Raw genomic sequence first — 25,398 nt, 5'->3', positions numbered from 1 at the left:
GGTTCCTGGTGACGTGGCCTGCCGGGGGCGGGGCGTCGACAGAATCGGACCGGCCTTTCGGGGCCCTCTGCGCTGTCACGGCCTACTTGGGGGGCCATCGGCATGATCCGCATCAGGTCACGGGCCCGGCCGGCCACGCGGCGGTCCCGCCGGCGTCTGCTCGCCCTCGGACTGCCCACGGCGTGGGGGGCCGTGGCGATCACGTACAAGCTGGGCTGCCCGCTCGCCCAGCAGAACGGACTCGGGGCGCGCGTCGTCACCAGCGCCGTCTTCTTCGCCGTCGGCACCGGACTCGTCCTGCACGTCCGGCGGGTGCTGCTGCGGGAGGTGCGGCAGGCCCGCCGGGTCGCGGGTGCCGCCCAGCGGGCGCTGCTGCGTCCCCTGCCGCCCCGCATCGACGGGCTGCGCGTGGCCGCCGCGCAGCTCTCCGCCGACCGGGGCGCCTCGATCGGCGGCGACCTCTACGAGGTGATCCCCACCGAGCAGGGTGTGCGGGTCGTCATGGGCGACGTACGCGGACACGGTCTCGCCGCGGCGTCGACCGCCGCCGCCGTCCTCGGCAGCTTCCGCGAGGCCGTCCACGACGAGACCGACCTCGGGGACGTACTGCGCAGGCTGCAGCGCGCGCTGGCCCGGCACCTGCGGGAGCACGCGGGCGACGAACAGCGGTCGTCCGGGCGCGAACCGGACACCCCGGTCGCCGAGGAGTTCGTCACCCTGCTCCTGCTGGAGATCCGCGGCGACGGCACCCTGCACGTCCTCAACTGCGGGCACCCCTGGCCGTATCTGCTGGGCGCCGGCCGTGCCGTGCCCCTCGCCGCGTCCGAACCCCTGCCGCCCCTCGGGCCGTTCCCGCTGCCGGCCGAACTGCCCGCCGAACCCTGCGGCCGGCTGCGGCCCGGCGACGCCCTGTTCCTCCACACCGACGGGGCGGAGGAGGCTCGCGACGATCATGGCCGGTTCTTCCCGCTCGCCGACGTGCTCACCGAGGCCGTCCGCGGCACACCGGTCTGCCCGCAGACCGTACTGCGCACCGTCCTCGCCCAACTCCTGCGCCACACCGGCAAATCGCCTGCCGACGACGTCGCCCTGCTCGTACTGCGCAACGACCGGTGCCCCCACGCGCCGCACGCGGGCCCACCCGTGGGACACCGGACGCACCGCGTCACGTGACGTCGAGGCCGCGAAGCATCACGCTGCCGCGGCGCGCCCGGCACTCCTGCCGGATGTGTCCGCGCGGCGCGCCGTCCGCCCCGCCACGGAGTGTCGGGCAGGCAGCCGGGCGGACGGCGCGGAATCGGGCCGCCGCACTGTACGAGGGGGAGCCGGCGGCCCGGCCGGCCTCTTGCGAGGCAATTCAGTCAACCGGCGGAGCACTCTCCGCGACAGCGCGCACACGGTGCGGATTCGAGCACTCCGTTCACACCCCGTGTGAATGCGTTCGCACTAGTCTGTCCCGCACCCAGCCACCCGGGGGGCCACCCATGCAGCCCAACACTCTGCTCGACGCGATCCTGGACGAGGCCGGGATCTCGCACGCCGGTCTCGCCGCCCACGTCAACCAGGCGGGCCGCGCCCGCGGACTCTCGCTCCGGTACGAACACACCGCCGTGGCACGGTGGTTGAAGGGCCAGCGGCCCCGCGGCCAGGTGCCCGACCTGATCTGCGAGGTGCTCGCCGCCCGGCTGCACCGGCCCGTCACGCTGGACGACATCGGTCTCGGCGTGCCCGGCGAACCGTCCGTCCCGCACACCGGGTCGCTGTCCGGCTTCGTCGAACGCGCCACCGCGCTGTGGCGCTCCGACCAGCAGCAGCGCCCGCACATCCTCGGCGCGCCGGCCGTCACCGGCACGCCCGCCGTGATGCCCGTGTGGGAGTGGGAGAACCCGCCCGAGGACGTGGACGTCTCCCGCGGCGGCCGGCACCGGGTCACGGCGGCCGACCTGGAGATGCTGCGCGCCGCCCGCACCCACTACGAGCAGATGTACCGCAAGGCCGGCGGCGTGGCGACCCGCGCCCGCATCGTCGGCTTCCTCAACTCCGAGGCGGCCCCGCTGCTGCGCGGCGGCTACACCGACGCCACCGGCCGCCAACTGCACCGGGCGACCGGCGGGTTGGTGGCGATCGCCGGCATCTGCGCGTACGACTCCGACGCGCACGGCCTCGCCCAGCGCTACTTCCACCAGGCCCTCAGGCTCGCGAAGGCCAGCGGCGACCGGGGGCTCGGGGCGTATGTGATCGCGCTGCTGGTCAACCAGTCGCTGTTCATGCGGGAGTACCGGCAGGGCGTCGCCTTCGCGGAGGCCGCGCTGCGCGCCGCCGGCCGGCACATCACCCCGGCGCTCGCCTCCGACCTGTACGCGATGCAGGCGAAGGCGTACGCGCACCTCGGCGACGGCAGCAGCGCCCTGTCGTGCATCCGGCGTGCCGAGCAGGCCGCCGAGCGGATCCGGCGCGGCTACGAACCCGACGAGACGGGCTACGTGCAGCCCGGTCTGGTCAACGTCCAGGTGGCCGAGGCGCTGCTGAGCCTCGGCGAGCTGGACGCGGCCGGGGAGCACGCCGCGGCGGCCGTGGACAACCCGGCGCACGACCGGGGCCGGGTGCACCGGCTGGCGATGCTCAGCACCATCGAACTGCGCCAGGGCAACGCCGACAAGGCGGTTGCCATCGCCGTCCAGATGGCCGAGCAGGCCCGGGGGATGGAGTCCCAGCGGCTGCGCGACAGACTGCGCGCGGTCCGCGAACGCCTGGTGCGCAGCGGCTGCGCGGGCACGGCCGAGGCCGCCGAACTCATCGACGGGGCGCTGCGCGTGCCGCTGTAGTCGGCACGCTGTCGTCCCTGCTCAACGGAGTCTGCGCCCACCGCCGCGCCGAGAGCGGCCCTTCGTGCGCCTGCTGTCGGACCGCTCCTGCTGCGATATTGCCATCTACTCGGCGGAAGGTGGCAGAACCGTGCAGTGGACGAAGCAGAACGAACAAACTGTGTACTCGAACCGCTGGTTCAGCGTCAATCTCGCAGATGTCGAGCTGCCGGACGGCCGGCACCTCGACCACTTCCTGATACGGCTGCGGCCCGTCGCCGTGGCCACGGTCGTCAACGAGGCGAACGAGGTTCTCCTCCTGTGGCGCCACCGCTTCATCACCGACAGCTGGGGGTGGGAACTCGCGGCGGGCGTCGTCGAGGACGGTGAGGACGTCGCCGACGCGGCCGCCAGGGAACTGGAGGAGGAGACCGGCTGGCGCCCGGGACCTCTGCGGCACCTCATGACCGTGGAGCCGTCCAACGGCCTCACCGACGCCCGGCACCACGTCTACTGGGCCGACGAGGGCGAGTACCTCGGGCACCCCGTGGACGACTTCGAGTCGGACCGCCGGGAATGGGTCCCGCTCAAAGTCGTCCCCGATCTGGTCGCCCGCGGCGAGGTCCCGGCCGCCAACATGGCGGCCGCGTTACTCCTGCTGCACCACCTCAGGCTCGGACAGGACACCCTGCCCTGATCCCCCCGCCACGCCCGGGACCCTCAACGGCCGAACGCCTGCCAGAGCGCCACCACGAGCGCGCCCACGGCCGCCAGGGCGGCGACCGACGCCAGTGGCCAGCGGGTGTGCTCCAGCGTGACGATCCGGGAGTTCAGCTCGTCGAGTTCCTTGGCGGTCTCCTCGGTGCGATGACTGAGCAGAGCGAGGCCGCCCTCGACGCGGGCGTACGCCACGTCGAGGCGGCGTCGTAACTCTGCGAGTTCCCCGTGGACGGCGGGATGGTCGGGATCGGCGGTCACAGATCCGCTCCTTTCCGTAGTCGATTCACATCCCTTTCCTGCGCATGCCGAGTCAACTCGCCTGGTGGGCACGTGGGGAGAGTGTGCGAAGGGCATGTGCGGGCACGCCGCGCACACGGCGTGCGAACGAAACGGGCCCGGCACCCCTTCCGGTGCCGGGCCCGCGAACTGGCCGAAATCTGACCGTGCGTAATCAGCCGTACGTGTAGAACCCCGACCCCGTCTTGCGCCCCAGGCGGCCCGCGTCGACCATCCGCTGGAGGAGCGGGGGAGCGGCGTACAGGGGTTCCTTGTACTCGTCGTACATGCTCTGCGCGACCGAGGCGACCGTGTCCAGGCCGATGAGGTCGGACAGCTTCAGCGGGCCCATCGGGTGGGCGCAGCCCATCTCCATGCCGTTGTCGATGTCCTCGCGGCTGGCGATGCCCGTCTCGAACATCCGGATCGCGGAGAGCAGGTACGGGATCAGCAGCGCGTTCACCACGAAGCCGGAGCGGTCCTGGGCGCGGATCGCGTGCTTGCCGAGCACCTTCTCGGTGAAGACCTGGGCCCGCCCGAGCGTGCCCTCCGAGGTGGTCAGCGCCGGGATCAGCTCGACGAGCTGCTGCACCGGCGCCGGGTTGAAGAAGTGGATGCCGATGACCTGGTCGGGCCGCGAGGTGGCGACCGCCAGTTTCACCAGCGGGATGGAGGAGGTGTTGGACGCCAGGATCGCGTCGGGCCGGGTCACGACCTGGTCGAGCACCTGGAAGATCTCGGACTTGACCTGCTCGTTCTCCACGACGGCCTCGATGACCAGGTCGCGGTCGGCGAACTCGCCGAGGTCGGTGGTGAAGCTCAGGCGCGCCTGCGTCGCCTCCCGCTCCGCCTCGCTGATCTTGCCGCGCTGGGCGGCCTTGTCCAGGGAGTTGAACAGCCGGGTGCGGCCTATCTCCAGGGCTTCGCCGGTGGTCTCGGCGACCATCACGTCCAGGCCGGCGCGGGCGCAGACCTCCGCGATGCCCGCTCCCATCTGGCCGCAGCCCACCACTCCGACGCGCTCGATGTCTGTCACATCGTCCCTTTCGCTGATCTACGGCGGGGGCAGGTCGCCGTGGTACGGGTGCCCTGCTCCGATCGTGCACGTTACCGCCAAGTATCGATGATCGATCGCCCGGGTCGGGCATGCTGGGGGACTTCAGTGCGATCCGTGACCACACGGATCCGGAGGGTTCCCGGGGGTGCCGGATGAGCAGATTGTCACGCAGAACGTTCGCGGCCGCAGCACTGGCCGCCCTGACGGCCGTCCCGGGGGCGGCCCCGGGCGCGGCGGCCGCGCCGGGCGGCGGGCGGCGGGTGATCACCGACATGCGGGGCGTGTGGCTGGCGACCGTCGCCAACCGCGACTGGCCGTCCCGGCCGGGCCTGACCGCGGCCGAGCAGCGGGCGGAGCTGATCGCCCACCTCGACACGGCCGTCCGCCGCCGCCTCAACACGGTGATCTTCCAGGTGCGGCCGACGGCCGACGCGCTGTGGCCCTCGCCCCACGAACCGTGGTCGCAGGTCCTCACCGGCACCCAGGGCAGGACCCCGGGCTGGGACCCGCTCGGCACGGCCGTCGAGGAGGCCCACGCGCGGGGCCTGGAACTGCACGCCTGGTTCAACCCGTACCGCGTCGCCAACCACACCGACCCGTCCCGGCTCGTCGCCTCGCACCCCGCCCGCCGCAACCCCGGGTGGGTCGTGAAGTACGGCGGGAAGCTGTACTACAACCCCGGCCTGCCCGAGGTCCGCGCCTTCGTGCAGGACGCGATGCTCGACGCCGTGCACCGCTACCCGGTCGACGCCGTCCACTTCGACGACTACTTCTACCCCTACCCGGTGGCCGGCCAGACCTTCGACGACGACGCGGCCTACGAGGCGCACGGCACCGCCTTCCCGGACCGCGCCTCCTGGCGGCGCGACAACATCGACCGGCTGGTGCGCGAGACCGCGGCCCGCGTCAAGGGCGTCCGGCCCACCACCCGCTTCGGCATCAGCCCCTTCGGGGTGTGGCGCAACGCCGCCACCGACTCCCGCGGCTCCGACACGCGCGCGGGCGTGCAGACGTACGACGACCTGTACGCGGACACCCGGCGCTGGGTGCGGGAGAACTGGATCGACTACATCTGCCCGCAGCTGTACTGGAACATCGGCTTCTCCGCCGCCGACTACGCCAAGCTGCTGCCCTGGTGGGCCGACGTGGCGCGCGGCACCGGCACCAGCCTCTACGTGGGGGAGGCGCTGTACAAGGCGGGCGACCCGGCGCAGCCCGCGGCCTGGCAGGACCCGGCCGAGCTGTCCCGGCACCTCACGCTCGCCGAGCGGTACGCGCAGGTGCGCGGGCACGTCTACTTCGCCGCCCGGGAGGTCGCGGCGGACCGCAACGGGGCGCTCGCGCGGGTGGTCGCCGACCACTACGGGCGGCCGGCGAGGCCACCGCGCTGATCTACTGGTGCGTTTCCCTGTGCCGGATCTCGGTGTCCGGGCCGGGGGAGCACACGCCCTCGTGCCCGTCCTCGAACCGGACGCGGTACGGCGGGGTGCCTTCCCGGCCCAGCACCTCGACGATCTCGCCGACCTTGTCGTGCTGACCGACCACCCGGCCGTGCTGGACAATCTGGTCGCCCTCGGATGCGCGCATCTGCGGGGCCTCCTCACGAAAGTGCGGGAGCAGCGGTCCGTGACGTCGAGTCTACGGCGCGGGGCACCGGTGCGAACCCGGCCCGTGCGCGCCGCTCAGCCTCGCGCCCGCTGTGTGACGGCGATGCAGACGAGAACCGCGGCGGCCGTCAGCGGGGCGGCCACCGTCAGGTGCTCGCCCAGCAGCAGCACCGACCACACCAGTGTGAGCAGCGGCTGGGCGAGCTGCAACTGGCTGGCCTTCGGGATGCCGATCGCCGCCATGCCCCGGTACCAGACGACCAGCCCCAGGAACTGCGAGCCCGCCGCCACCCACAGCAGCCCGGTCACGCTGTGAGCGGTCAGCTCCACCGGCTCGTGCGCCAGCGCCACCGCGGCGGCCGGCACGGCGAGCGGCAGGCACAGCACCAGCGCCCAGCCGATGACCTGCCAGCCCGGCATGACCCGGGCCAGCCGGCCGCCCTCGGTGTAGCCGGCCGCGCACACCAGCAGCGCCGCGAAGAGGTACGCGTCGGCGGCGGAGAGGGCGCCGCCGCTCTGCCGCACGGTGAACACGACCACGGCCGCCGCGCCCGCCAGCGCCGCCGCCCAGAAGGTGCGCGACGGCCGGGTGCCCATCCGCAGCGCGGAGAACAGGGCGGTGGTCAGCGGCAGCAGGCCCACGACGACGGCCGCGTGCGCGGTGGTCGACGTCTGCAGGGCGAGCGTGGTCAGCAGGGGGAAGCCGAGGACGACCCCGGCGGCGACGACCGCGAGCCCCGGCCAGTGCGCGCGGGCCGGCGGCCGGATCCGCAGGGCGAGCAGACAGGCCCCGGCGATCAGCGCGGCGAGGACGCTGCGCACGGCCACCAGCGACCAGGGCCCGAACCCCTCCAGTCCCCAGGCGGTGGCCGGGAAGGTGAGGGAGAAGGCGACGACGCCGAGCGCGGCGAGGGCGGTGCCGAGTCCGGGGCGCTGTCCCGGAGTGCTGACTGCTATCGAGGGCGGTGCGATAGCGCTACTCTGTGCTCTCATGCAAGAGCGTAGCAGCGTCACTGAGCTGGCGAACCGGCTGCGGAGCGAACTCGACCGCTACTCTCCCGGTGGAAAGCTCCCGTCGAGTCGTGCCCTGGTCGAACGTTTCCGGGTCAGCCCGGTGACCGTCTCGCGGGCCCTGGCACAGCTGGCCGCCGAAGGGCTCGTCGTGACCCGGCCCGGTGCCGGCGCGTTCCGGGCCGGGCCGCGGGCCGCCGCGACCCCCGCCGGGGACACCTCCTGGCAGGAGGTCGCCCTCAGCGCGGGCGGCGCCGCCGACCTCGTGCCGCGCTCCGTCGACGCCTCCGGGGTCCTCGTCTCGCTGGCCGCCCCGTCGCCCGGCGTCGTGGAGTTCAACGGCGGCTATCTGCACCCCTCCCTCCAGCCGGAGCGCGCCATGGCCGCCGCGCTGTCCCGGGCCGGGCGGCGCCCCGGGGCCTGGGGCCGGCCGCCCATGGAGGGCCTGCCCGACCTGCGCGAGTGGTTCGCGCGCGGCATCGGCGGCGCCGTCACCGCCGCCGAGGTACTGGTCACGGCGGGCGGCCAGGCCGCGCTGACCACCGCGCTGCGGGCCCTGGCACCGCCCGGCGCGCCGGTCCTCGTCGAGTCGCCGACCTACCCGGGCATGCTGGCCATCTGCCGCGCCGCCGGACTGCGCCCGGTGCCCGTCCCGGTCGACGCCGACGGCGTGAAACCGGCTCTGCTCGCCGACGCCTTCCGCGCCAGCGGCGCCCGCGTCCTGGTCTGCCAGCCGCTGTTCCAGAACCCGACCGGCGCCGTGCTCAGCGCCGAGCGGCGCCCCGAGGTGCTGCGCATCGCGCGCGAGGCCGGGGCGTTCGTCGTCGAGGACGACTTCGTACGACGGCTGGTGCACGAGGACTCCGGGCCTCTGCCGCGCCCGCTCGCCGCCGACGACCCCGACGGAGTCGTCGTGCACGTCGGCTCGCTGACCAAGGCGACCTCGCCGAGCTTCCGGGTGAGCGCCCTCGCCGCACGCGGGCCCGTGCTGGAGCGGTTGCGGGCCATCCAGGTCGTCGACACCTTCTTCGTGCCCCGGCCGCTGCAGGAGGCGGCGCTCGAACTCGTCGGCTCGCCCGCCTGGCCGCGCCATCTGCGCGCCGTCTCCGCGCAGTTGCGCGCCCGCCGCGACGCGATGACCGCCGCGCTCCGCCTCCACCTGCCCGAACTCGCCCTGCCGCACATCCCGTCCGGCGGCTACCACCTGTGGCTGCGGCTGCCCGACGGCACGGACGACGCCGCCCTGACCGCCGCCGCCCTGCGCGCCGGCGTCGCCATCACCCCCGGCCGCCCCTACTTCAGCGCCGAACCCCCGGCCGCGCACATCCGGCTGAGCTTCGCGGCTGTCGCCGGCACCGGCGAGATCGCGGAAGGCGTACGCCGGCTGCGCACCGCCTGCGACGAACTCCCGGGCCGTTCGCCGGCGTCGCGTTAAGAGGTCGACGCCGGACGGGCCCGCCTGCCACGATCTCGCCATGACCGACACGCCGGAACTTCCCGAGGGCTACGAAATCTCCGCCGACCGCGCGCGCGTCGACGCCGGGCGCGTGCACCACTGGCTGTCCACCGACGCGTACTGGGCGCTCGGGCGCTCCCGCGAGAAGCAGGACCGGGCCATCGAGAGCTCGCTCAACTTCGGGGTGTACGACACCGTGTCCGGCGAACAGGTGGCGTACGCCCGGGTCGTCACCGACCGGGCCACCTTCGCGTGGCTGTGCGACGTGTACGTCGACCCGGCCGTGCGCGGCAAGGGCGTCGGCACCGCCCTGGTCGCCGCCGTGCGCGAGCACCTGCGGCCCTTCGGGCTGCGGCGCGTCCTGCTCGCCACGCACGACGCGCACGGCGTCTACGCCAGGCTCGGGTTCGCGCCGCTGGAACACCCCGACCAGTGGATGGCACTCCTTTTCGACTGATGTGCCCGTTCGGCCCGGCCGCTTTCCTGACCACCGAGTAAGGTCGCGCGCACCTTCGGTCAAGGGCAGGCGGTCCCTCTTGACCTGCGTACTTCGCGGGACCACCATCACCGCATGTCGCTTCGCGTCACGTTCGTCGCCGCCGCGCGCAGTTCACCGCTGCTCGCGGAACGCTTCGACGACGACCGGCCGCTGGACGCCGCCGGCTGGGAAGAGGTGCAGCGCGTCGGCCGTGACCTGCTGCCGCTCGCGGCGGCCGAGCTGCGCTACTGCTCGCCCACCCCGCGCTCCCGCGCCACCGGCGACGCCCTCGGCTACGCGCCGCTCGTGCAACTCGCCCTGCGCGACTGCGACATGGGCCGCTGGCGTGGACTGACCCTCGGCGAGGCGATGGCCCGCGAGCCGGAGGCCGTGGACACCTGGCTGGCGGACCCGCGTGCCGTGCCGCACGGCGGTGAGTCGCTGATCGAGTTCATCGGCCGCGTCGGCGGCTGGCTCGACACGCGGCCGGTCGGCGACGGCGGTCACATCGTGGCGGTGGCCGAGCCCGCGGTGATACGGGCCGCGCTCGTGTACGCCCTGAAGGCGTCGCCCGGGACGTACTGGAACTTCGACGTGCGCCCGCTGTCGGCGACGTCCGTGACCGGCCGGGCCGGCCGCTGGAACCTGCGGTTCGACGGGGTGCCGCTTCAGCCCTCGCGGACGTAGTCGGTGGTCAGCACCAGGTCCTTGGCGGGGCCGCCGACCCGCCACACCGTCCGCCAGCGGCCGGCGTCCAGGGCGGTGAACTCGCCGCGGTAGAGATCCGCCGCGCAGGGGTGCCCGGCGACATGGCGGCCGGTGGTCAGGTCCAGGTCGTGGAAGGGCCGCCCGTCCGCGAAGCGCACGTCCGCCGTCCCGGGTGAACTCCCCGGCAGGAAGCGCAGGGTCCGCTCGGCGGGCCGGGCGACGCCCTGCCAGACGAACGTGCCGGACTCGTGGTGCAGCAGTCCGCCGCCCTCCAGTGGCCGGAAGTCGGTGCCGCCGGTGAACTCGCCGTCCAGTCCGCTCGCCAGATCCCGCACCGACCGCCGCACCCGCCAGCGGCCGGTGAGGTACGCCAGCACGTCCGGTACTGGCCAGAACTCGCCCATCCCGTCCCGTTCTTCCGTCACATCGGTTCCTGCGCGACCCATTGACGCGTCTCGACCCCCTCCCTATCTTGCCGTTCGAAGTGCTGACCATCGTACGAAATATCGAACGACTCCTCTCTTCGAGCCGCGGAGTATCCATGTCACGCACCACCCGCTCGCGCTGGAGACTCGCTCTCCCCGCCTGCGCGTTCCTGACGGCCGCCGCCGTCGTCTTCCCGGCACCCGTGCAGGCCGCGGACGCCGCCGACTACGCGATCACCGTCGACCCGGCCGAGCAGGGCGCGGCCATCGACGACACGATGTACGGCGTCTTCTTCGAGGACATCAACCGCGCCGCCGACGGCGGCCTGTACGCCGAGCTCGTGCAGAACCGGTCCTTCGAGTACTCCACCGCCGACAACGCCTCGTACACGCCGCTGACCTCGTGGACGGTCGACGGCACGGCGAAGGCCGTGAACGACGCGGGCCGCCTCAACGAACGCAACCGCACCTACCTGTCCCTGGGCGCCGGTTCGTCGGTCACGAACGCCGGATACAACACCGGCATCCGCGTCGAGGCGGGCAAGAAGTACGACTTCTCCGTGTGGGCCCGCGCCGAGTCCGGCACCGCCCTCACCGTCACCCTCAAGGACGCCGCCGGGAGCCTGGCCACCGCCCGCCAGGTCACCGCGCGGGGCGGCTGGGCCAAGTACACGGCGACCTTCACCGCCGCCCGCACCAGCAGCACCGGCCGGCTCGCCGTCGCCTCCTCGGCCGACGCCGCCCTCGACATGGTGTCGCTGTTCCCGCGCGACACCTACAAGCGGCAGCCGAACGGCCTGCGCAAGGACCTCGCCGAGAAGATCGAGGCCCTGAAGCCCGGCTTCGTGCGCTTCCCCGGCGGCTGCCTCGTCAACACCGGCTCCATGCAGGACTACAGCGAGGCCTCCGGCTGGCAGCGCAAACGCTCCTACCAGTGGAAGGACACCATAGGCCCCGTCGAGGAGCGCGCCACCAACGCCAACTTCTGGGGCTACAACCAGAGTTACGGCCTCGGCTACTACGAGTACTTCCGGTTCGCGGAGGACGTCGGCGCGATGCCGCTGCCCGTCGTCCCGGCCCTGGTGACCGGCTGCGGCCAGAACCGCGCCACCGACGACGAGGCACTGCTGAAGCGGCACATCCAGGACGCCCTGGACCTCATCGAGTTCGCCAACGGCCCGGCCACCTCGACATGGGGCAAGAAGCGCGCCGAGATGGGCCACCCCAGGCCCTTCGGCCTCACGCACATCGGGGTGGGCAACGAGGAGAACCTTCCGGTCGAGTTCATGGACCGCTTCAAGAGGTTCCGGGCGGCCATCGAGGCGAAGTACCCGGACGTCACGGTGGTCTCCAACTCCGGCCCCGACGACTCCGGCACCACCTTCGACACCGCCTGGCGGCTGAACCGCGAGGCCGGCGTCGACATGGTCGACGAGCACTACTACAACAGCCCGCAGTGGTTCCTCCAGAACAACGACCGCTACGACTCCTACGACCGCGGCGGCCCCAAGGTCTTCCTCGGCGAGTACGCCTCCCAGGGCAACGCCTGGAAGAACGGCCTCGCCGAAGCCGCCTTCATGACCGGCCTGGAGCGCAACGCCGACGTCGTCAAGCTCGCCTCCTACGCGCCGCTGCTGGCCAACGAGGACTACGTGCAGTGGCGGCCGGACATGATCTGGTTCAACAACCGCGCCTCCTGGAACTCGGCCAGCTACGAGGTCCAGAAGCTGTTCATGACCAACACCGGCGACCGCGTCGTACCGTCGACGGCCACGACCACGCCGGACGTCAGCGGCCCGATCACCGGCGCCGTGGGCCTGTCGACGTGGGCGACCAGCGCCGCGTACGACGACGTGCGGGTCACCTCGGCGGACGGCTCGACACTGCTGAGCGACGACTTCTCCGACGACGCGTCGAAGTGGACGCACAGCGGCACCGGCAGCTGGAGCGTGGTGGACGGCCAGTACGTCCAGACCGACGCGGCGGCCGAGAACACCCTGGTCACGGCCGGCGACCCGGCCTGGCGGGACTACGACCTGCACGTGAGGGCCACCAAGAAGTCCGGCAACGAGGGCTTCCTCGTCGCCTTCGGCGTCAAGGACACCGGCAACTACTACTGGTGGAACCTCGGCGGCTGGAACAACACCCAGTCCGCGGTGGAACAGGCCGTCGACGGCGGCAAGTCCACCCTGGTCTCCAAGGCCGGGTCGATCGAGACCGGCCGCGCCTACGACATCGACATCAAGGTGCGCGGCCGCCAGGTGACCCTCTACCTCGACGGCAAGGAGTGGGGCAGCTTCACGGACGACAAGCCCGCCGAACCGTTCCGGCAGGTCGTCACCAAGGACGCGAGGACCGGCGACCTGATCGTCAAGGTCGTCAACGCCCAGTCCACGCAGGCGCGCACGGCGATCGACCTGGGCGGCGCCAAGGTCGCCTCCACGGCCCGCGTGACGACACTGGCAGCCGACCCGGAGGCGGTGAACACCGAGACGGACACCCCGGTCACCCCGGTCACGTCCACCTTCCGGGGCGCGTCCGCCAAGTTCACGTACACCTTCCCGGCGAACTCGATCACCTTCCTGCGGCTCAAGCAGGGGTGACCGACCGGGCGGGGCGGCGGTGCTCCACGCCGCCGCCCCGCCCGGGCGCCGGGGCACGGCGCCCCTCTCAACCGGGGTCGCCGGGGCCGGCCGTCGGCGGTGCGCCCTCCCCGGCCGCCGCCACGACGGTCTCACCGGCCCGGGTACGGGCGTACAGCACGACCCTGCCCGTGCGGTGGGCGCTCACCAGCCCCGCCGTGCGCAGGGCCGTCAGATGCTGGGAGACGCCGCCCGGAGTCAGCCCCGTGCGGCGGGCCAGTTCGGTCGTCGAGGCGGGGGCGGCCAGCTCGGTGAGCAGGGTCGCGCGGGAGCGGCCCAGCACCCCGGCCAGGGCGTCCGACACGGTCGCGGGCCGCGTCTGCCACAGGGTGCCGACGGCGCGCGGCGGATAGCGCAGCGACGGCTGCCACGGCTCGTTCAGCACGGAGAACACGCGCGGCCACACGAACGCCGACGGCACCAGCAGCAGCCCCCGGCCCGTCAGCCGGCGCGCCCCGCGCGCGGTGCGGTGGGCCAGCCGGAGGGTGTTCCCGGCCCAGGTGACCTGCGGATCGAGGTCGGCGAACAGATGCTGCGCCCCGCCCTCCACCAGGCGCCCGGCGCGGTAGCGGATGTCGCCCTCCAGCAGGGTGAGGATCCGCGACCAGTACGGCGCGAGGGCCAGCTCCCAGTACGCCTCGATCACGCCGGCCAGCCGCGCGAGCCCGGCCACCGGATCGGCGTGCAGCGCCGCCAGCCTCGCGGGCGGCACCTCGGCCGTCGTGTGCAGCAGCTCCGGCGGCGTCGCCCGGACCGTGGCCAGCTCCATGTCCAGGGTCGGCAGCGGCGTCGTGGGCGGCGGGCAGAGGAACCCCGGCACGCGCCCGGCCCACGGCGAACGCGTCGGCACCGGGACGAGATCGAACAGCGGGCTCACATCGAGGTCCGCCGCCGCCAGCCGCGAGCGCGCCCGCGCGGTCCAGGTGCGGTGCAGGCCGTGCTCGTCGGCGCCCTTGAGCACCCGGACGCTCGCCACCACCTCCCACAGCGGGGAGATCGCGAAACGGGTGCGCGCCACGTCCGTCAGACCCAGCTCGATCTCGATCATTCAGCCCACACTAAATCAGTGGGGCAAGAGGCCCGCGGGCGCGCACGGTACCGCGCATGACCGACACACCCCGTTCCCCGTGGCGCCTGCGCGACTTCCGCGTCCTCTTCGCCGCGGGCTCCCTCAGCCACCTCGCGAGCAACGTCGGCTACGTGGCGATCCCGCTGCTCGCCGTCACCGCCCTCGGCGCGGGCCCCGGCCAGGCGGGCGCGCTGGCCGCCCTGTCCACCGCGGCCTTCCTCCTCGTCGGCCTGCCCGCGGGCGTCTGGGTGGACCGGCTGCCCACCCGCCGCGTGCTGGTGGCCGCCGACGCCGCCCGTGCCGCGCTGTTCTTCTCAGTCCCCGTCGCATGGTGGCTGGACGTGCTGTCGCTGCCGCAGCTGTACGCGGTGGTCCTGCTGAACGGCTGCGCCACGGTGTTCTTCGACATCGGCTCCCAGAGCGCCCTGCCCGACCTGGTCGGCCGCGACCGGCTGGTACCGGCGAACGCCGCCCTGGTGAGCCTGATGGCCGGCGCCAACATCGCCGGCCGCGGGGCGGGCGGTCTGCTCGTCCAGCTCTGCACGGCCCCTCCGGCGATCCTCCTCGGAGGCGCCGCCTACCTGGCCTCCGCCCTCGGCCTCACACGCATCGGCCGGCGAACGGCCCCCGCCACGGCACCCGCCCGTCGGCAGGGCCTGCGGGCCGAGACAGCGGCGGGACTGCGCCACGTCCTTGGCAGCCGCGAACTGCGCGCGCTGGCCCTCACCGCGACCCTCGGCAACCTCGGCGCACAGATGATCAACGCGATCCTGCCCGTGCTGTTCACCCGCGAACTGGGCCTGTCCGCCGGCGCGCTCGGCGCGTACTGGGCGGCGGGCGGCGTCGGCATCCTGCTCGGCGCCGCCGTCGCCCGGCGCCTCGCCGCCCGCCTCGGCCACGGCCGCGCCCTGGGACTGGCCGGGCTGTGGTTCGCGCCCGCGGCGCTCGCCGTCGCGCTGGTCGGGGACGGGCCGTGGCTGTGGGTGGCAGGTGCCGGATGGCTCGCGGCCATGACCAAGACGGGCATCGACAACGTCCTCGGCGTCACCCTGCGCCAGCACATGACGCCGGACGACCTGCTCGGCCGTATGAACGCCACCTTCCGGTTCCTGCTCACCGGCGCCCTCGCCGTCGGCTCCGTCCTCGGCGGTCTCGTCGGTGAGGTGGCGGGCGTCCGGGCCGCGGTCTGGGCGGGCGCGGTCTGCATGGCCGGTGCGTTCCTGCCGGTCTTCTGCTCTCCCGTACGCGGGCTGCGGAAGCTGCCGCCCGCCGCGCTGCCGGCGTAGCGGTCCGGCGGCGGACCCGGGCGCCGATCCAGGTCGTCGGCCGGCATCCGGCGGACCTCGCCGCTTCCGGGTCCTGGACGTGGGCTGAGGGAGCGCGGGGATCACGCGGTGAGCGAGCACCGGATCACGCGGAGACCGCAGCATGCCCTGTGCGACCCGTCCCCTACTCTCGTGCACGGAGACAACAGGTGATGCCCCGTGCATCCGTCCGAGGAGGCGCTGGTGATCGGAAGGGGCACGTGGTTGCTCGCGGGCGCGATGACCGCGCTCTGCATGGTGCTCATCGGCCCCAGCGCGCCCGGCGGTGCCCCCGCCGCCCGGCCACTGCCGGCCGACGCCGCCCAGGACGTCGTACCGAACCGGGTCATGACGTGGAACATCTGCAACCCCTGCGGCCGCAGCGGGCACAACCTGGGCCGGGCGACGGAGATCGCCACGTACGCGCCCCAGGTCGTCGGCCTTCAAGAGGCGTGCGTGCGTGACGTCGAGGAGATCCGCAACCATCTGAAGCACGTCTACGGGCTGGAGTACCGCGTCGAGTACGGGACGGTTCTGCGGAACTGGGGCCGCTGCGGGGGACTGCCGTGGCGGCCGGGCGGCTACGGCCAGGCGATCCTCTCGGCGGCGCCGATGACCGACCGCGTGAACGTGGAGTATCCGGACGGCGGGTCCGAGGACCGCGGGTACATGGCGGTCACCACCACGGTGGGCGGCCGGTCCGTCCGCGTCTTCAACACCCACCTCGCCCAGCGGCGTCAGGAAGCGGTCCGGGCCGAGCAGGTCCGCGTCCTCGCCGCGGAGGTCGCCGAACACGACCGCGCGATCGTCCTCGGCGACTTCAACGCCGTGCCGGACGCCCCCGAACTCGACGTGATGTGGGAGCTGGCCGCGGACACGGCCCCCGGGTGCCGTCCCTCGCCCGTCGGCGCCTGCGAGCCGACCACCGACTGGCACCTCAAGTTCGACTACGTCTTCCTGCGAGGCATCGCCCCGCTCGCACACCGTGTGCGTCCCAGCGCCTACTCGGACCACCACGTGCTGCACAGCGACGTGGACCCGATCTAGTCCCTGCGGAGATCGCCCGGCCCCCACCTGCCGGGCCGAGCGCCCTGGCCGGCGAGCCGGGCATCGCGGCCGGTGAGCAGGCCCGTCTCTGACCGCCCGCTGACCGGCCTCTGACCGGCGAAAGCGCGGAAGCCGTCGCAGACCGCATTGCATAAACGTGCAGCGAAACGTATAGTCATGCCATCGAGAGAGTCGGTGGAGGATGTCCATGACGGTACGTGCGGCAGTGGCCGGAGCGAGTGGGTACGCGGGCGGGGAGCTCCTGCGTCTGCTCCTTGCCCACCCCGGGATCGAGATCGGCGCCCTGACCGGCAATTCCAACGCCGGACAGCGGCTCGGCACGCTGCAGCCGCATCTGCTGCCGCTCGCCGACCGGGTGCTCCAGGAGACCACCGCCGACGTCCTCGCCGGTCACGACGTCGTCTTCCTCGCGCTGCCGCACGGCCAGTCCGCCGCCGTCGCCGAGCAGCTCGGACCCGACGTGCTGGTCGTGGACATGGGAGCCGACTTCCGGCTGGCGGACGCCGCCGACTGGGAGAAGTTCTACGGCTCCCCGCACGCCGGCACCTGGCCCTACGGCCTGCCCGAACTGCCGGGCGCCCGCGCCGCGCTGGAGGGGGCCAGGCGCATCGCGGTGCCCGGCTGCTACCCGACCGCCGTGTCCCTGGCGCTGTTCCCGGCCTACGCCGCCCACCTCGCCGGGACCGAGGCCGTGATCGTCGCCGCCTCCGGCACCTCCGGCGCGGGCAAGGCGCCCAAGCCGCACCTGCTGGGCAGCGAGGTCATGGGGTCCATGTCGCCGTACGGCGTCGGCGGCGGCCACCGGCACACCCCCGAGATGATCCAGAACCTCAGCGCGGTCGCCGGCGAGCGCGTCTCGGTGTCCTTCACACCGACCCTCGCGCCCATGCCCCGCGGCATCCTCGCCACGTGCACCGCCAAGGCCGCGCCGGGCGTCACGGCCGAGTCGCTGCGCACCGCCTACGAGAAGGCGTACGCCGACGAGCCGTTCGTCCACCTGCTGCCCGAGGGGCAGTGGCCCGCCACGGCGTCCGTCCACGGTTCCAACGCCGTTCACGTGCAGGTCGCGTACGACGAGGCGGCGGGGCGGATCATCGCGATCAGCGCCATCGACAACCTGACCAAGGGCACCGCGGGCGGTGCCCTGCAGAGCACGAACATCGCCCTCGGTCTCGACGAGACCACCGGACTGACGACGATCGGAGTTGCGCCGTGAGCGTGACGGCAGCGAAGGGATTCACGGCGGCGGGCATCGCCGCCGGGATCAAGGAGAACGGCAACCCGGACCTGGCCCTCGTGGTCAACACCGGGCCCCGCCGGGCCGCCGCGGGCGTCTTCACCTCCAACCGCGTCAAGGCCGCCCCCGTCCTGTGGTCCGAGCAGGTCCTCAAGAGCGGGCAGCTGACCGCCGTCGTCCTCAACTCCGGTGGCGCCAACGCCTGCACGGGACCGAAGGGCTTCCAGGACACCCACGCCACCGCCGAGAAGGCCGCCGACGTGCTGGGCGTGGGCGCCGGCGAGGTCGCGGTCTGCTCCACCGGCCTCATCGGCGTCCTGCTCCCGATGGACAAGCTGCTCCCGGGCATCGAGACCGCCGCCGGTCAGCTCTCCGAACACGGCGGCGAGAAGGCCGCCATCGCCATCAAGACCACCGACACCGTCCACAAGACGTCCGTCGTCACGAAGGACGGCTGGACCGTCGGCGGCATGGCGAAGGGCGCCGGCATGCTCGCCCCCGGCCTCGCCACCATGCTCGTCGTCCTCACCACCGACGCCGACCTCGGGGCCGAGGTGCTCGACAAGGCCCTCCGGGCGGCGACGCGCACGACCTTCGACCGCGTCGACTCCGACGGCTGCATGTCCACCAACGACACCGTGCTGCTGCTCGCCTCCGGCGCGTCCGGCGTCACCCCGGAGTACGCCGAGTTCGCCGAGGCCGTGCGCGGCGTCTGCGACGACCTGGGCCAGCAGCTCATCCGCGACGCGGAGGGCGCCAGCAAGGACATCAAGGTCGAGGTGATCAACGCCGCGACCGAGGCCGACGCCGTCGAGGTGGGCCGCTCCATCGCCCGCAACAACCTCCTCAAGTGCGCGATCCACGGCGAGGACCCCAACTGGGGCCGCGTGCTGTCCGCCATCGGCACCACGAGTGCCGCCTTCGAGCCGGACCGGCTGAACGTCGCCATCAACGGCGTCTGGGTCTGCAAGAACGGCTCCGTCGGCGAGGACCGCGAGAAGGTCGACATGCGCTACCGCGAGGTGCACATCGTCGCCGACCTCGCTGCGGGCGCCGAGACCGCCACGATCTGGACCAACGACCTCACCGCCGACTACGTCCACGAGAACAGCGCCTACTCCTCATGAGCAACGGACCCACGCGGAAACACACCGCCCTGCCCAAGGCCCGGATCCTCATCGAGGCGCTGCCCTGGCTGACCCGGCACCACGGCAAGATCGTCGTCATCAAGTTCGGCGGCAACGCCATGGTCGACGAGGCGCTCAAGGCCGCCTTCGCGCAGGACGTCGTCTTCCTGCGGCACGCCGGACTCCGCCCCGTCGTCGTGCACGGCGGCGGCCCGCAGATCAGCGCCGCCCTCGACCGGCACGGCATCGTCAGCGAGTTCAAGGCCGGCCTGCGCGTCACCACCGAGGACGCCATGGACGTCGTACGGATGGTGCTCGCCGGACAGGTGCAGCGCGAGCTGGTCGGGCTGCTCAACCAGCACGGCCCGTTCGCCGTGGGCCTCACCGGCGAGGACGCGCACACCATCACCGCCACCCGCCACCGGCCGAAGGTCGACGGCGAGCCGATCGACATCGGCCGGGTCGGCGAGATCACCGAGATCGACACGGGCGCCATCGAGGCGCTGCTCGCCGACGGCCGTATCCCGGTCGTCTCCTCCATCGCCCGCTCCCAGGACGAAGGTGACTCGGGGCATGTCTACAACGTCAATGCTGATACGGCGGCTGCGGCACTCGCTGCGGCGCTCGGTGCCGAAACCCTCATGGTCCTCACGGACGTCGAAGGGCTCTACGAGGACTGGCCGCACAGCGACGAGGTGATCAGCCGCCTCACCGCCACCCAACTGGAGAAGCTGCTGCCGGAGTTGTCCTCCGGGATGGTGCCCAAGATGGAGGGCTGTCTGCACGCCGTGCGGGGCGGCGTGAACACCGCCCGGGTCCTCGACGGGCGGGTCCCGCACTCGATCCTGCTGGAGATCTTCACCGACGAGGGCATCGGAACGATGGTCGTGCCCGACGAGCAAGAGGGGGAGTCGTCATGAGCAACCAGGAACTGACCGCGCGGTGGCAGGGCGCGCTCATGAACAACTACGGCACCCCGCGGCTGCCCCTGGTGCGCGGCGCCGGCACCAGGGTGTGGGACGCCGAGGGCACCGAGTACCTCGACTTCGTCGGCGGGATCGCCACCAACGCGCTCGGCCACGCCCACCCGGCCGTCGTCGAGGCCGTCACCCGGCAGATCGGCTCCCTCGGACACATCTCCAACTTCTTCATGGCCGAGCCGACCGTCGCCCTCGCCGAGCGGCTGCTGCGGCTGTTCGGCCGGGACGGCAGGGTCTTCTTCTGCAACTCCGGCGCGGAGGCCAACGAGGCCGCGTTCAAGATGGGCCGGCTGACCGGCCGCACCCACGTCGTCGCCACCGACGGCGGCTTCCACGGCCGGACCATGGGCGCCCTCGCCCTCACCGGCCAGCCCGGCAAGCGGGACCCGTTCCTGCCGCTGCCCGGCGACGTCACGCACGTGCCGTACGGCGACGCGCAGGCCCTGGCCGCCGCGGTCACCGACGAGACCGCGCTGGTGGTCATCGAGCCGGTCCAGGGCGAGAACGGCGTCGTCGTCCCGCCCTCCGGCTACCTCAAGGCCGCCCGCGCGATCACCGCGGCGACCGGGGCGCTGCTGGTCCTGGACGAGGTGCAGACCGGCATCGGCCGCACCGGCCACTGGTTCGCGTACCAGGCCCACGAGGGCGTCCTGCCGGACGTCGTCACCCTCGCCAAGCAGCTCGGCGGCGGGCTGCCGCTCGGCGCCACCGTCGCCTTCGGCCGGGCCGCCGACCTGCTCGGGCCGGGCCACCACGGCACGACCTTCGGCGGCAACCCGGTCGCCTGCGCCGCCGGACTCGCCGTACTCGACACCATCGACGACGAGGGACTGCTGGGGAACGTCAAGCGGCAGAGCGAGAAGCTGCGCGACGGGACCGAGGGCCTCGGGCACTCGCTGATCGACCACGTCCGGGGCGCGGGCCTGCTCCTGGGTATCGTGCTCACCGAGTCGCTCGCGCCCCAGGTGCAGCAGGCGGCTCAGGACGCCGGTCTCCTGGTGAACGCGCCCGCCCCCGATGTCGTACGGCTCATGCCGCCGCTGAACCTGCGCGACGACGAGGTGGACGCCTTCCTCGGGGCGCTGCCCGGCATCCTTGACCAGGCCCTGGACGGGGCCGACGGGGAAGGACGATCCGGAGAATGAGACGACGATGAGCCAGGCGCAGGATCACGAGCCGGGCGGCGGGCCTGCCGTGCCGCAGACCCGCACCGCACGCCACCGCAGGATCGTGGACATCCTCAACCGGCAACCGGTGCGTTCGCAGAGCCAGTTGGCGAAGCTGCTCGCCGACGACGGGCTGACCGTCACGCAGGCGACGCTCAGCCGCGACCTCGACGAGCTGAACGCGGTGAAGATCCGCAACACCGACGGCGACCTCATCTACGCGGTCCCGAGCGAGGGCGGCTTCCGCACGCCGCGCGCCCCGCTCGGGGAGTCCGCGAAGGAGGAGCGGATGCGGCGGCTGTCGCAGGAGCTGCTGATCTCCGCGGAGGCGTCGGCGAACCTCGTGGTCCTGCGCACCCCGCCGGGCGCCGCCCAGTTCCTCGCCTCGGCGATCGACCAGGCGGAACTTCACGACATCCTGGGCACGATCGCGGGCGACGACACGCTGCTGCTCATCTCTCGCGAGGCGACGGGCGGCCAGGCCCTCGCCGACCACCTGCTGCGGTTGGCCCAGAACGGGCACTAGCCCGAGGCCCTTTCGAGCGACGTCGCCCGGCGCGGGGGAGTTGCGGCCCGTTCCCGCTGCGCGGCTCCGCCCGGGCGGCGGAGCCGCGGACCGGCCCGGGGGCGCCCACCCAGGGCCCGGGGTGCGGCCTCGCGTGTGCCCGCGCGGCCCAGGGCGAGAGGGCTTACGGACTTCGTGTGCCGTGCGCGGGGGAGTGCGGCCCGTTTTCACCCGCTCGCGCCCGGGCGCAGCCGCGTACCGGCCCGGCCGCGCGCCTATCGGGTCTGCGGTTCGCCGCGTGGCCTCGCGTGTGCCCGCGCGGCGCAGGGCGAGAGGGCTTACGGACTTCGTGTGCCGTACGGGCGAACGTCGCGTTCGCATGTGTCAGCGCGGCGGAGCCTGCACGACGTCGGCGGTGACGATCCGGTCCTGCGCCCGTGCTCGGGCGGGGGAGCCGCGGAACGGCCCGGGCGCGCGTCCACCGGGGCTGCGGCTCACCGCGTGGCCGCCTCGCGTGCGCCCGCGCCCGCGCCCGCGCCGTGAGCCGGGGCCCGGCCGCGCGGCCGTCGGGGGCGCGGGTCTCAACCCAGCCGGGACGCCAGGCCGCCCGTGCACCGCACCTCGTCGCCCGCCGTGATCAGCAGTGCCTCCACGTCCGGCAGCGACTCCAGCCACGCCAGGCCCGCCCGCGCCCCCATCGCGAACGCCGCCGTCGCCCAGCAGTCCACCCACGTCAGCGACGGCCCGATCACGGTCACCGCCAGCAGGTCCGTCACCGCCGGCCGCCCCGTGCGCGGGTCGACGATGTGCGCGCCCCGCTCCGCCGTCCCGGACGTCGCCACCGCCAGCTCGGCAGCCCCCGCCGCCGAGACCACCGCCGCGAGCCCTCCGGGCCGCAGCGGATCCGACACCCCCACGCGCCACGGCCGCTCCGCCCCCGGCACCCCGAGCAACTGCACGTCACCGCCCCCGTTGACGCTCACGCCCGCCGCGCCCGCCGCCGCGATCCGCCGCGCCGCCCGCTCCAAGGCCCAGCCCTTCACGATCCCGGTCGGGTCGAGCCGGCCCTCGTACGACGTGCTGAACCAGCCCTCGCTGACCCGCTCCGCATCCGCCGCCAGCTCCAGCACCTCGGCCACCTCGGCGTCGCAGTCCCCGACAGCCAGCTCGCCGCGCGCCAGCCGCATCACCTGACTGTCCTCGCGGTACGTGCTGAACACCTCGTCGGCCCGGTGCAGCCCGGCGACCGCCTCGTCCAGCGCGGCCCGCACGGCGTCCGGATCCCCGCCGCGGACGTCGAAGGAGAAGACGGTCCCCATCGCCTCCTCCACGTGACGCACCGCGGCGGGAGCCTGCCCGGACTCGGCCACCGCGTCAGCCACCGGCCCGGTCCAGCGCCGACTGCAGCGACTCCTTGTACCCGGCGCTCGTGTACGTCGCCCCGGACACCGCGTCGATGTCCGCGCTTCCGGCCGCCACGGCCGCCATGTTGAGCCTCGGTACGGCGTTGTTGGTGATCCGGTCGCTGCGCCCGCCCTGCGGTGCCTGGACGGCGACGGCCCTGGTGATCTTCCCGCCGCTGAGCGTGATGCGGACCTGCACGGGCCCGTACCGCGTCCGTACGGCCTCACCGGTGATGGTCCGGGCCTGAGCGTCGGCGCCGGAACTCGCCCCGCCGCCATCACCGGACCCGCCGTCACTCGCCCCGCCACCGCCCGCCGTGCCGCCACCACCGGACCCGCCGCCCTCCGGTGCCCCCGACTCTTCCGGCGTCTCCTCCGGCGTCCTGGGCGGGTCGGGCGCCCCCGACTCCCGCGCCGCCCCACCCCCCGCCTCGGCGGCGACCTGGTCCAGCGCCGACTGCAACGACTTCCGGTACCCCGCGCTCGTGTACGTCGCCCCGGACACCGCGTCGATGCCGGCGCTCTGCGCGGCGACCGCCCGCCGGTTGAGCTGAGGGACGGCGCGCTCGGTGATCTGGCTGCTGCGCCCGCCCTCCGGCGCCCGCACCGCCTCCGCCTTGGTGATCTTCCCGTCGCTCACCGTGAGCCGGACCTGCACCGGCCCGTACTGCGTCTGCGCCGCGCCGCCCGTGACCGTGCCAGACCCGGCGGGCTGGGCGACGCCCTGCGGTGACCGCGCCGCGGCGGGCGGGACGGCGCCGCCCGCGGCCGACGCGCCCGCCGGGTCGGACGCCGGCTTCAGCGTCAGCAGCAGCACGATCCCGGACACGGTGGCGGCGGTGGTGAGCACGACACGCCGGACCGGATGACTCTTCTTCATCGTTCCCACAGCTCCTGAAGTGCCGTTGACGACCCGTCGCTCACATCGCGAACGACTCGTGATGGATACGGCGGGCGGGCACACCCGCGCCGCGCAGCGCCTCGTACACCGACTGCGCGAAGCCGGGCGGCCCGCACAGGAAGACGTCGTGGCGTTCGACGTCCGGGATCTTCCGGCGCAGGCTCTCCGCGGAGATGTCCGGGCGTTCCCCGTCCGGGCTGTTGACCGCGTACATCAGCCGCGCGCCCCGCTCGTCGGCGATCCTCGCGAGCTCGTCCCACAGCGCGAGGTCCTGTGTGCTGCTGGCCCGGTACAGGAGGGTGATGTCGCCGGACGCGCCCGGCAGCGTCTCGAACAGGGCCCGCATCGGGGTGATCCCGACGCCGCCCGCGACCAGCAGCACCTTGCCCCGGCTGCGCCGCTGGGCGGTGAGCGCGCCGTACGGCCCCTCGGCCCACACGCGCGTGCCGGGCGTCAGTTCCCGCAGCCCGGAGCTGTGGTCGCCGATCGCCTTGACGGTGATGCGGAGCATCTCCGGGCGGGGCGCCGCCGACAGCGAGTACGGGTGGGAGCTGAACCGCATGCCCGGCGCGAGGAACCGCCACCGGAAGAACTGCCCGGCCTCCGCGCCGATCCGGTGCAGCTTCCGCCCGGAGACCAGCACCGACACGATGCCCGGCGTCTCCTCGATCACCGCCGCGACCCGCAGTCGGTGCCGCAGGTTGAGCCGCACCGGCGTGAGGACCCGGTACCACAGCACCAGCGCGGTCACCGCCCCGTACAGCCCGTACCAGAAGGTCTTCGCGGCCGGCTCGACGGCGAACTCGTTGCCCGCGCTGATCTGGTGCCAGAACGTCAGGAACACCGCCGCGTACGTCAGCAGGTGCACGTGGTACCAGGCGTCGTACGGCAGCCTGCGGCGCACCGGGCCGATCGACAGCAGGCCGATGACGAGCAGCAGGGCGGCGCCGATCGCGGCCTTGCCCATGTCCGGCAGCTGGTTCAGGGAGTCCGCGAACTGCCCGACCACGTCGCCGAACCCGTTGCCCGCCTGGAGGGCGTAGCCCCACATGACGAGGACGACGTGGGCGGCGACCAGGCACAGCGTGTAGCGGCCGGTCATCGCGTGCCAGCGCGCGACCCGGTCCGACCCGACCCGCCGCTCCAGGGCCGGCACCCGGGCCATCTGGAGCACCAGGAGTGCCATCAGGTACCCGGCGAGCAGCCCCGTGATCCGCCCCGCGCCGAGGACCCTGCCCGCGTGGTCCGCGACGGACGCCGTGTTGTGCCACCACAGCCACAGCACGCCCGCCGCGCCGGCCCACATGGCGATCAGGAGCGGCACGGCCGGGGAGCGACGCGGCCGGATCCGGCGCATCGTCTTGCGGCGGGCGGCACGTCCGCCTGCGAGCGTGGTGGTCACGGTTCCTCCGGGGGCGGGAGCAAGGGGAGTGGCGTGGTCCCTCGGCCCAGAG

24 protein-coding genes are annotated in these 25,398 nt (G+C 73.4%); 15 read left to right on the top strand and 9 right to left on the bottom strand.

The window, feature by feature from the left end; translation table 11 throughout:
- Nucleotides 1-102: 102 nt before the first annotated feature.
- The 3 genes from QC282_RS17045 (at nucleotide 103) to QC282_RS17035 (ending at nucleotide 3,501) form a co-directional block, all read left to right on the top strand.
- The gene (locus tag QC282_RS17045) at nucleotides 103-1,173 is read left to right on the top strand and encodes a PP2C family protein-serine/threonine phosphatase (protein WP_279550278.1); all 1,071 of its coding nucleotides are present in this window, start codon (nucleotides 103-105) and stop codon (nucleotides 1,171-1,173) included.
- Between the two features lie 311 nt (nucleotides 1,174-1,484).
- The gene (locus tag QC282_RS17040; protein WP_279550277.1) at nucleotides 1,485-2,825 is read left to right on the top strand and encodes a transcriptional regulator; all 1,341 of its coding nucleotides are present in this window, start codon (nucleotides 1,485-1,487) and stop codon (nucleotides 2,823-2,825) included.
- Between the two features lie 130 nt (nucleotides 2,826-2,955).
- On the top strand, nucleotides 2,956-3,501 hold the full coding sequence (locus tag QC282_RS17035; RefSeq protein WP_279550276.1) for an NUDIX hydrolase: 546 nt from the start codon (nucleotides 2,956-2,958) through the stop codon (nucleotides 3,499-3,501).
- A gap of 23 nt (nucleotides 3,502-3,524) precedes the next feature.
- Here QC282_RS17035 and QC282_RS17030 read toward each other — a convergent pair whose 3' ends face one another.
- Together QC282_RS17030 and QC282_RS17025 are read right to left on the bottom strand one after the other, a co-directional pair.
- Nucleotides 3,525-3,782, bottom strand: coding sequence for a hypothetical protein (locus QC282_RS17030; protein ID WP_279550275.1), 258 nt, complete (start codon nucleotides 3,780-3,782; stop codon nucleotides 3,525-3,527).
- Nucleotides 3,783-3,975: 193 nt separating this feature from the next.
- Nucleotides 3,976-4,836, bottom strand: a complete 861-nt coding sequence (locus tag QC282_RS17025; protein ID WP_279550274.1) for a 3-hydroxybutyryl-CoA dehydrogenase — start codon at nucleotides 4,834-4,836, stop codon at nucleotides 3,976-3,978.
- 173 nt (nucleotides 4,837-5,009) lie between these two features.
- Between QC282_RS17025 and QC282_RS17020 the strand changes: the two genes are divergently transcribed.
- The gene (locus QC282_RS17020; protein ID WP_279550273.1) at nucleotides 5,010-6,248 is read left to right on the top strand and encodes a glycoside hydrolase family 10 protein; all 1,239 of its coding nucleotides are present in this window, start codon (nucleotides 5,010-5,012) and stop codon (nucleotides 6,246-6,248) included.
- A 1-nt stretch (nucleotide 6,249) separates the two neighbouring features.
- On the opposite strand, the gene QC282_RS17015 is transcribed toward QC282_RS17020, so the two are convergent.
- Both QC282_RS17015 and QC282_RS17010 read right to left on the bottom strand, forming a co-directional pair.
- Nucleotides 6,250-6,444: a DUF1918 domain-containing protein gene (locus QC282_RS17015; RefSeq protein WP_279550272.1), complete on the bottom strand. Its 195-nt coding sequence runs from the start codon at nucleotides 6,442-6,444 to the stop codon at nucleotides 6,250-6,252.
- 95 nt (nucleotides 6,445-6,539) lie between these two features.
- Nucleotides 6,540-7,457 carry a DMT family transporter gene (locus QC282_RS17010; protein ID WP_279550271.1) on the bottom strand — a complete coding sequence of 306 codons (918 nt, stop codon included), beginning with the start codon at nucleotides 7,455-7,457 and terminating at the stop codon, nucleotides 6,540-6,542.
- Between QC282_RS17010 and QC282_RS17005 the strand changes: the two genes are divergently transcribed.
- The 3 genes from QC282_RS17005 (at nucleotide 7,456) to QC282_RS16995 (ending at nucleotide 10,096) form a co-directional block, all read left to right on the top strand.
- Nucleotides 7,456-8,910: a PLP-dependent aminotransferase family protein gene (locus QC282_RS17005; RefSeq protein ID WP_279550270.1), complete on the top strand. Its 1,455-nt coding sequence runs from the start codon at nucleotides 7,456-7,458 to the stop codon at nucleotides 8,908-8,910. The two genes, QC282_RS17010 and QC282_RS17005, sit on opposite strands and share 2 nt — an antisense overlap.
- Nucleotides 8,911-8,950: 40 nt before the next feature.
- Nucleotides 8,951-9,388 (top strand): GNAT family N-acetyltransferase, encoded by a 438-nt coding sequence (locus QC282_RS17000; RefSeq protein ID WP_279550269.1) that lies wholly within the window; start codon nucleotides 8,951-8,953, stop codon nucleotides 9,386-9,388.
- A gap of 114 nt (nucleotides 9,389-9,502) precedes the next feature.
- The gene (locus tag QC282_RS16995) at nucleotides 9,503-10,096 is read left to right on the top strand and encodes a histidine phosphatase family protein (RefSeq protein WP_279550268.1); all 594 of its coding nucleotides are present in this window, start codon (nucleotides 9,503-9,505) and stop codon (nucleotides 10,094-10,096) included.
- Here QC282_RS16995 and QC282_RS16990 read toward each other — a convergent pair.
- Entirely contained in the window at nucleotides 10,078-10,521 is a 444-nt protein-coding gene (locus QC282_RS16990; protein ID WP_279550293.1) for a DUF6314 family protein, read from the bottom strand. The genes QC282_RS16995 and QC282_RS16990 overlap by 19 nt on opposite strands.
- Nucleotides 10,522-10,658: 137 nt before the next feature.
- On the opposite strand from QC282_RS16990, the gene QC282_RS16985 reads away from it, so the two are divergent.
- Nucleotides 10,659-13,145: an alpha-L-arabinofuranosidase C-terminal domain-containing protein gene (locus QC282_RS16985; protein WP_279550267.1), complete on the top strand. Its 2,487-nt coding sequence runs from the start codon at nucleotides 10,659-10,661 to the stop codon at nucleotides 13,143-13,145.
- 67 nt (nucleotides 13,146-13,212) lie between these two features.
- Here QC282_RS16985 and QC282_RS16980 read toward each other — a convergent pair whose 3' ends face one another.
- On the bottom strand, nucleotides 13,213-14,232 hold the full coding sequence (locus tag QC282_RS16980) for a DUF5937 family protein (protein WP_279550266.1): 1,020 nt from the start codon (nucleotides 14,230-14,232) through the stop codon (nucleotides 13,213-13,215).
- 56 nt (nucleotides 14,233-14,288) lie between these two features.
- Between QC282_RS16980 and QC282_RS16975 the strand changes: the two genes are divergently transcribed.
- From QC282_RS16975 to QC282_RS16945, 7 genes are all read left to right on the top strand, one after another.
- Nucleotides 14,289-15,539, top strand: coding sequence for an MFS transporter (locus QC282_RS16975; protein ID WP_279550265.1), 1,251 nt, complete (start codon nucleotides 14,289-14,291; stop codon nucleotides 15,537-15,539).
- A 258-nt stretch (nucleotides 15,540-15,797) separates the two neighbouring features.
- Nucleotides 15,798-16,604, top strand: a complete 807-nt coding sequence (locus QC282_RS16970; RefSeq protein ID WP_279550292.1) for an endonuclease/exonuclease/phosphatase family protein — start codon at nucleotides 15,798-15,800, stop codon at nucleotides 16,602-16,604.
- A 208-nt stretch (nucleotides 16,605-16,812) separates the two neighbouring features.
- A complete protein-coding gene (argC, locus tag QC282_RS16965) occupies nucleotides 16,813-17,841 on the top strand; it encodes an N-acetyl-gamma-glutamyl-phosphate reductase (RefSeq protein WP_279550264.1) in 1,029 nt (342 codons plus the stop codon).
- Nucleotides 17,838-18,989: a bifunctional glutamate N-acetyltransferase/amino-acid acetyltransferase ArgJ gene (gene argJ, locus QC282_RS16960; protein ID WP_279550263.1), complete on the top strand. Its 1,152-nt coding sequence runs from the start codon at nucleotides 17,838-17,840 to the stop codon at nucleotides 18,987-18,989. The genes argC and argJ overlap by 4 nt, the downstream gene beginning before the upstream one ends.
- Entirely contained in the window at nucleotides 18,986-19,909 is a 924-nt protein-coding gene (gene argB / locus QC282_RS16955) for an acetylglutamate kinase (RefSeq protein ID WP_279550262.1), read from the top strand. Before argJ ends, argB begins: the two co-directional genes overlap by 4 nt.
- A complete protein-coding gene (locus tag QC282_RS16950; protein WP_279550261.1) occupies nucleotides 19,906-21,114 on the top strand; it encodes an acetylornithine transaminase in 1,209 nt (402 codons plus the stop codon). The genes argB and QC282_RS16950 overlap by 4 nt, the downstream gene beginning before the upstream one ends.
- Nucleotides 21,115-21,121: 7 nt before the next feature.
- Nucleotides 21,122-21,661 (top strand): arginine repressor, encoded by a 540-nt coding sequence (locus QC282_RS16945; protein ID WP_279550260.1) that lies wholly within the window; start codon nucleotides 21,122-21,124, stop codon nucleotides 21,659-21,661.
- Between the two features lie 560 nt (nucleotides 21,662-22,221).
- Here the strand turns inward: QC282_RS16945 and QC282_RS16940 are convergent.
- From QC282_RS16940 to QC282_RS16930, 3 genes are read right to left on the bottom strand one after another with little or no spacing between them, the layout of a single operon-like run.
- Entirely contained in the window at nucleotides 22,222-22,959 is a 738-nt protein-coding gene (locus tag QC282_RS16940; protein ID WP_279550291.1) for an FAD:protein FMN transferase, read from the bottom strand.
- 55 nt (nucleotides 22,960-23,014) lie between these two features.
- Complete coding sequence (locus tag QC282_RS16935) at nucleotides 23,015-23,923, bottom strand: FMN-binding protein (RefSeq protein ID WP_279550259.1); 909 nt, start codon at nucleotides 23,921-23,923, stop codon at nucleotides 23,015-23,017.
- Nucleotides 23,924-23,963: 40 nt separating this feature from the next.
- Nucleotides 23,964-25,346: a ferredoxin reductase family protein gene (locus QC282_RS16930; RefSeq protein WP_279550258.1), complete on the bottom strand. Its 1,383-nt coding sequence runs from the start codon at nucleotides 25,344-25,346 to the stop codon at nucleotides 23,964-23,966.
- Nucleotides 25,347-25,398: the final 52 nt, after the last annotated feature.

Source organism: Streptomyces sp. DH24, from assembly GCF_029813775.1.
Taxonomy (GTDB): Bacteria; Actinomycetota; Actinomycetes; order Streptomycetales; family Streptomycetaceae; genus Streptomyces.
Note: the sequence above shows the minus strand (reverse complement) of the source record. Positions and strands in the feature narration are given on the sequence as shown.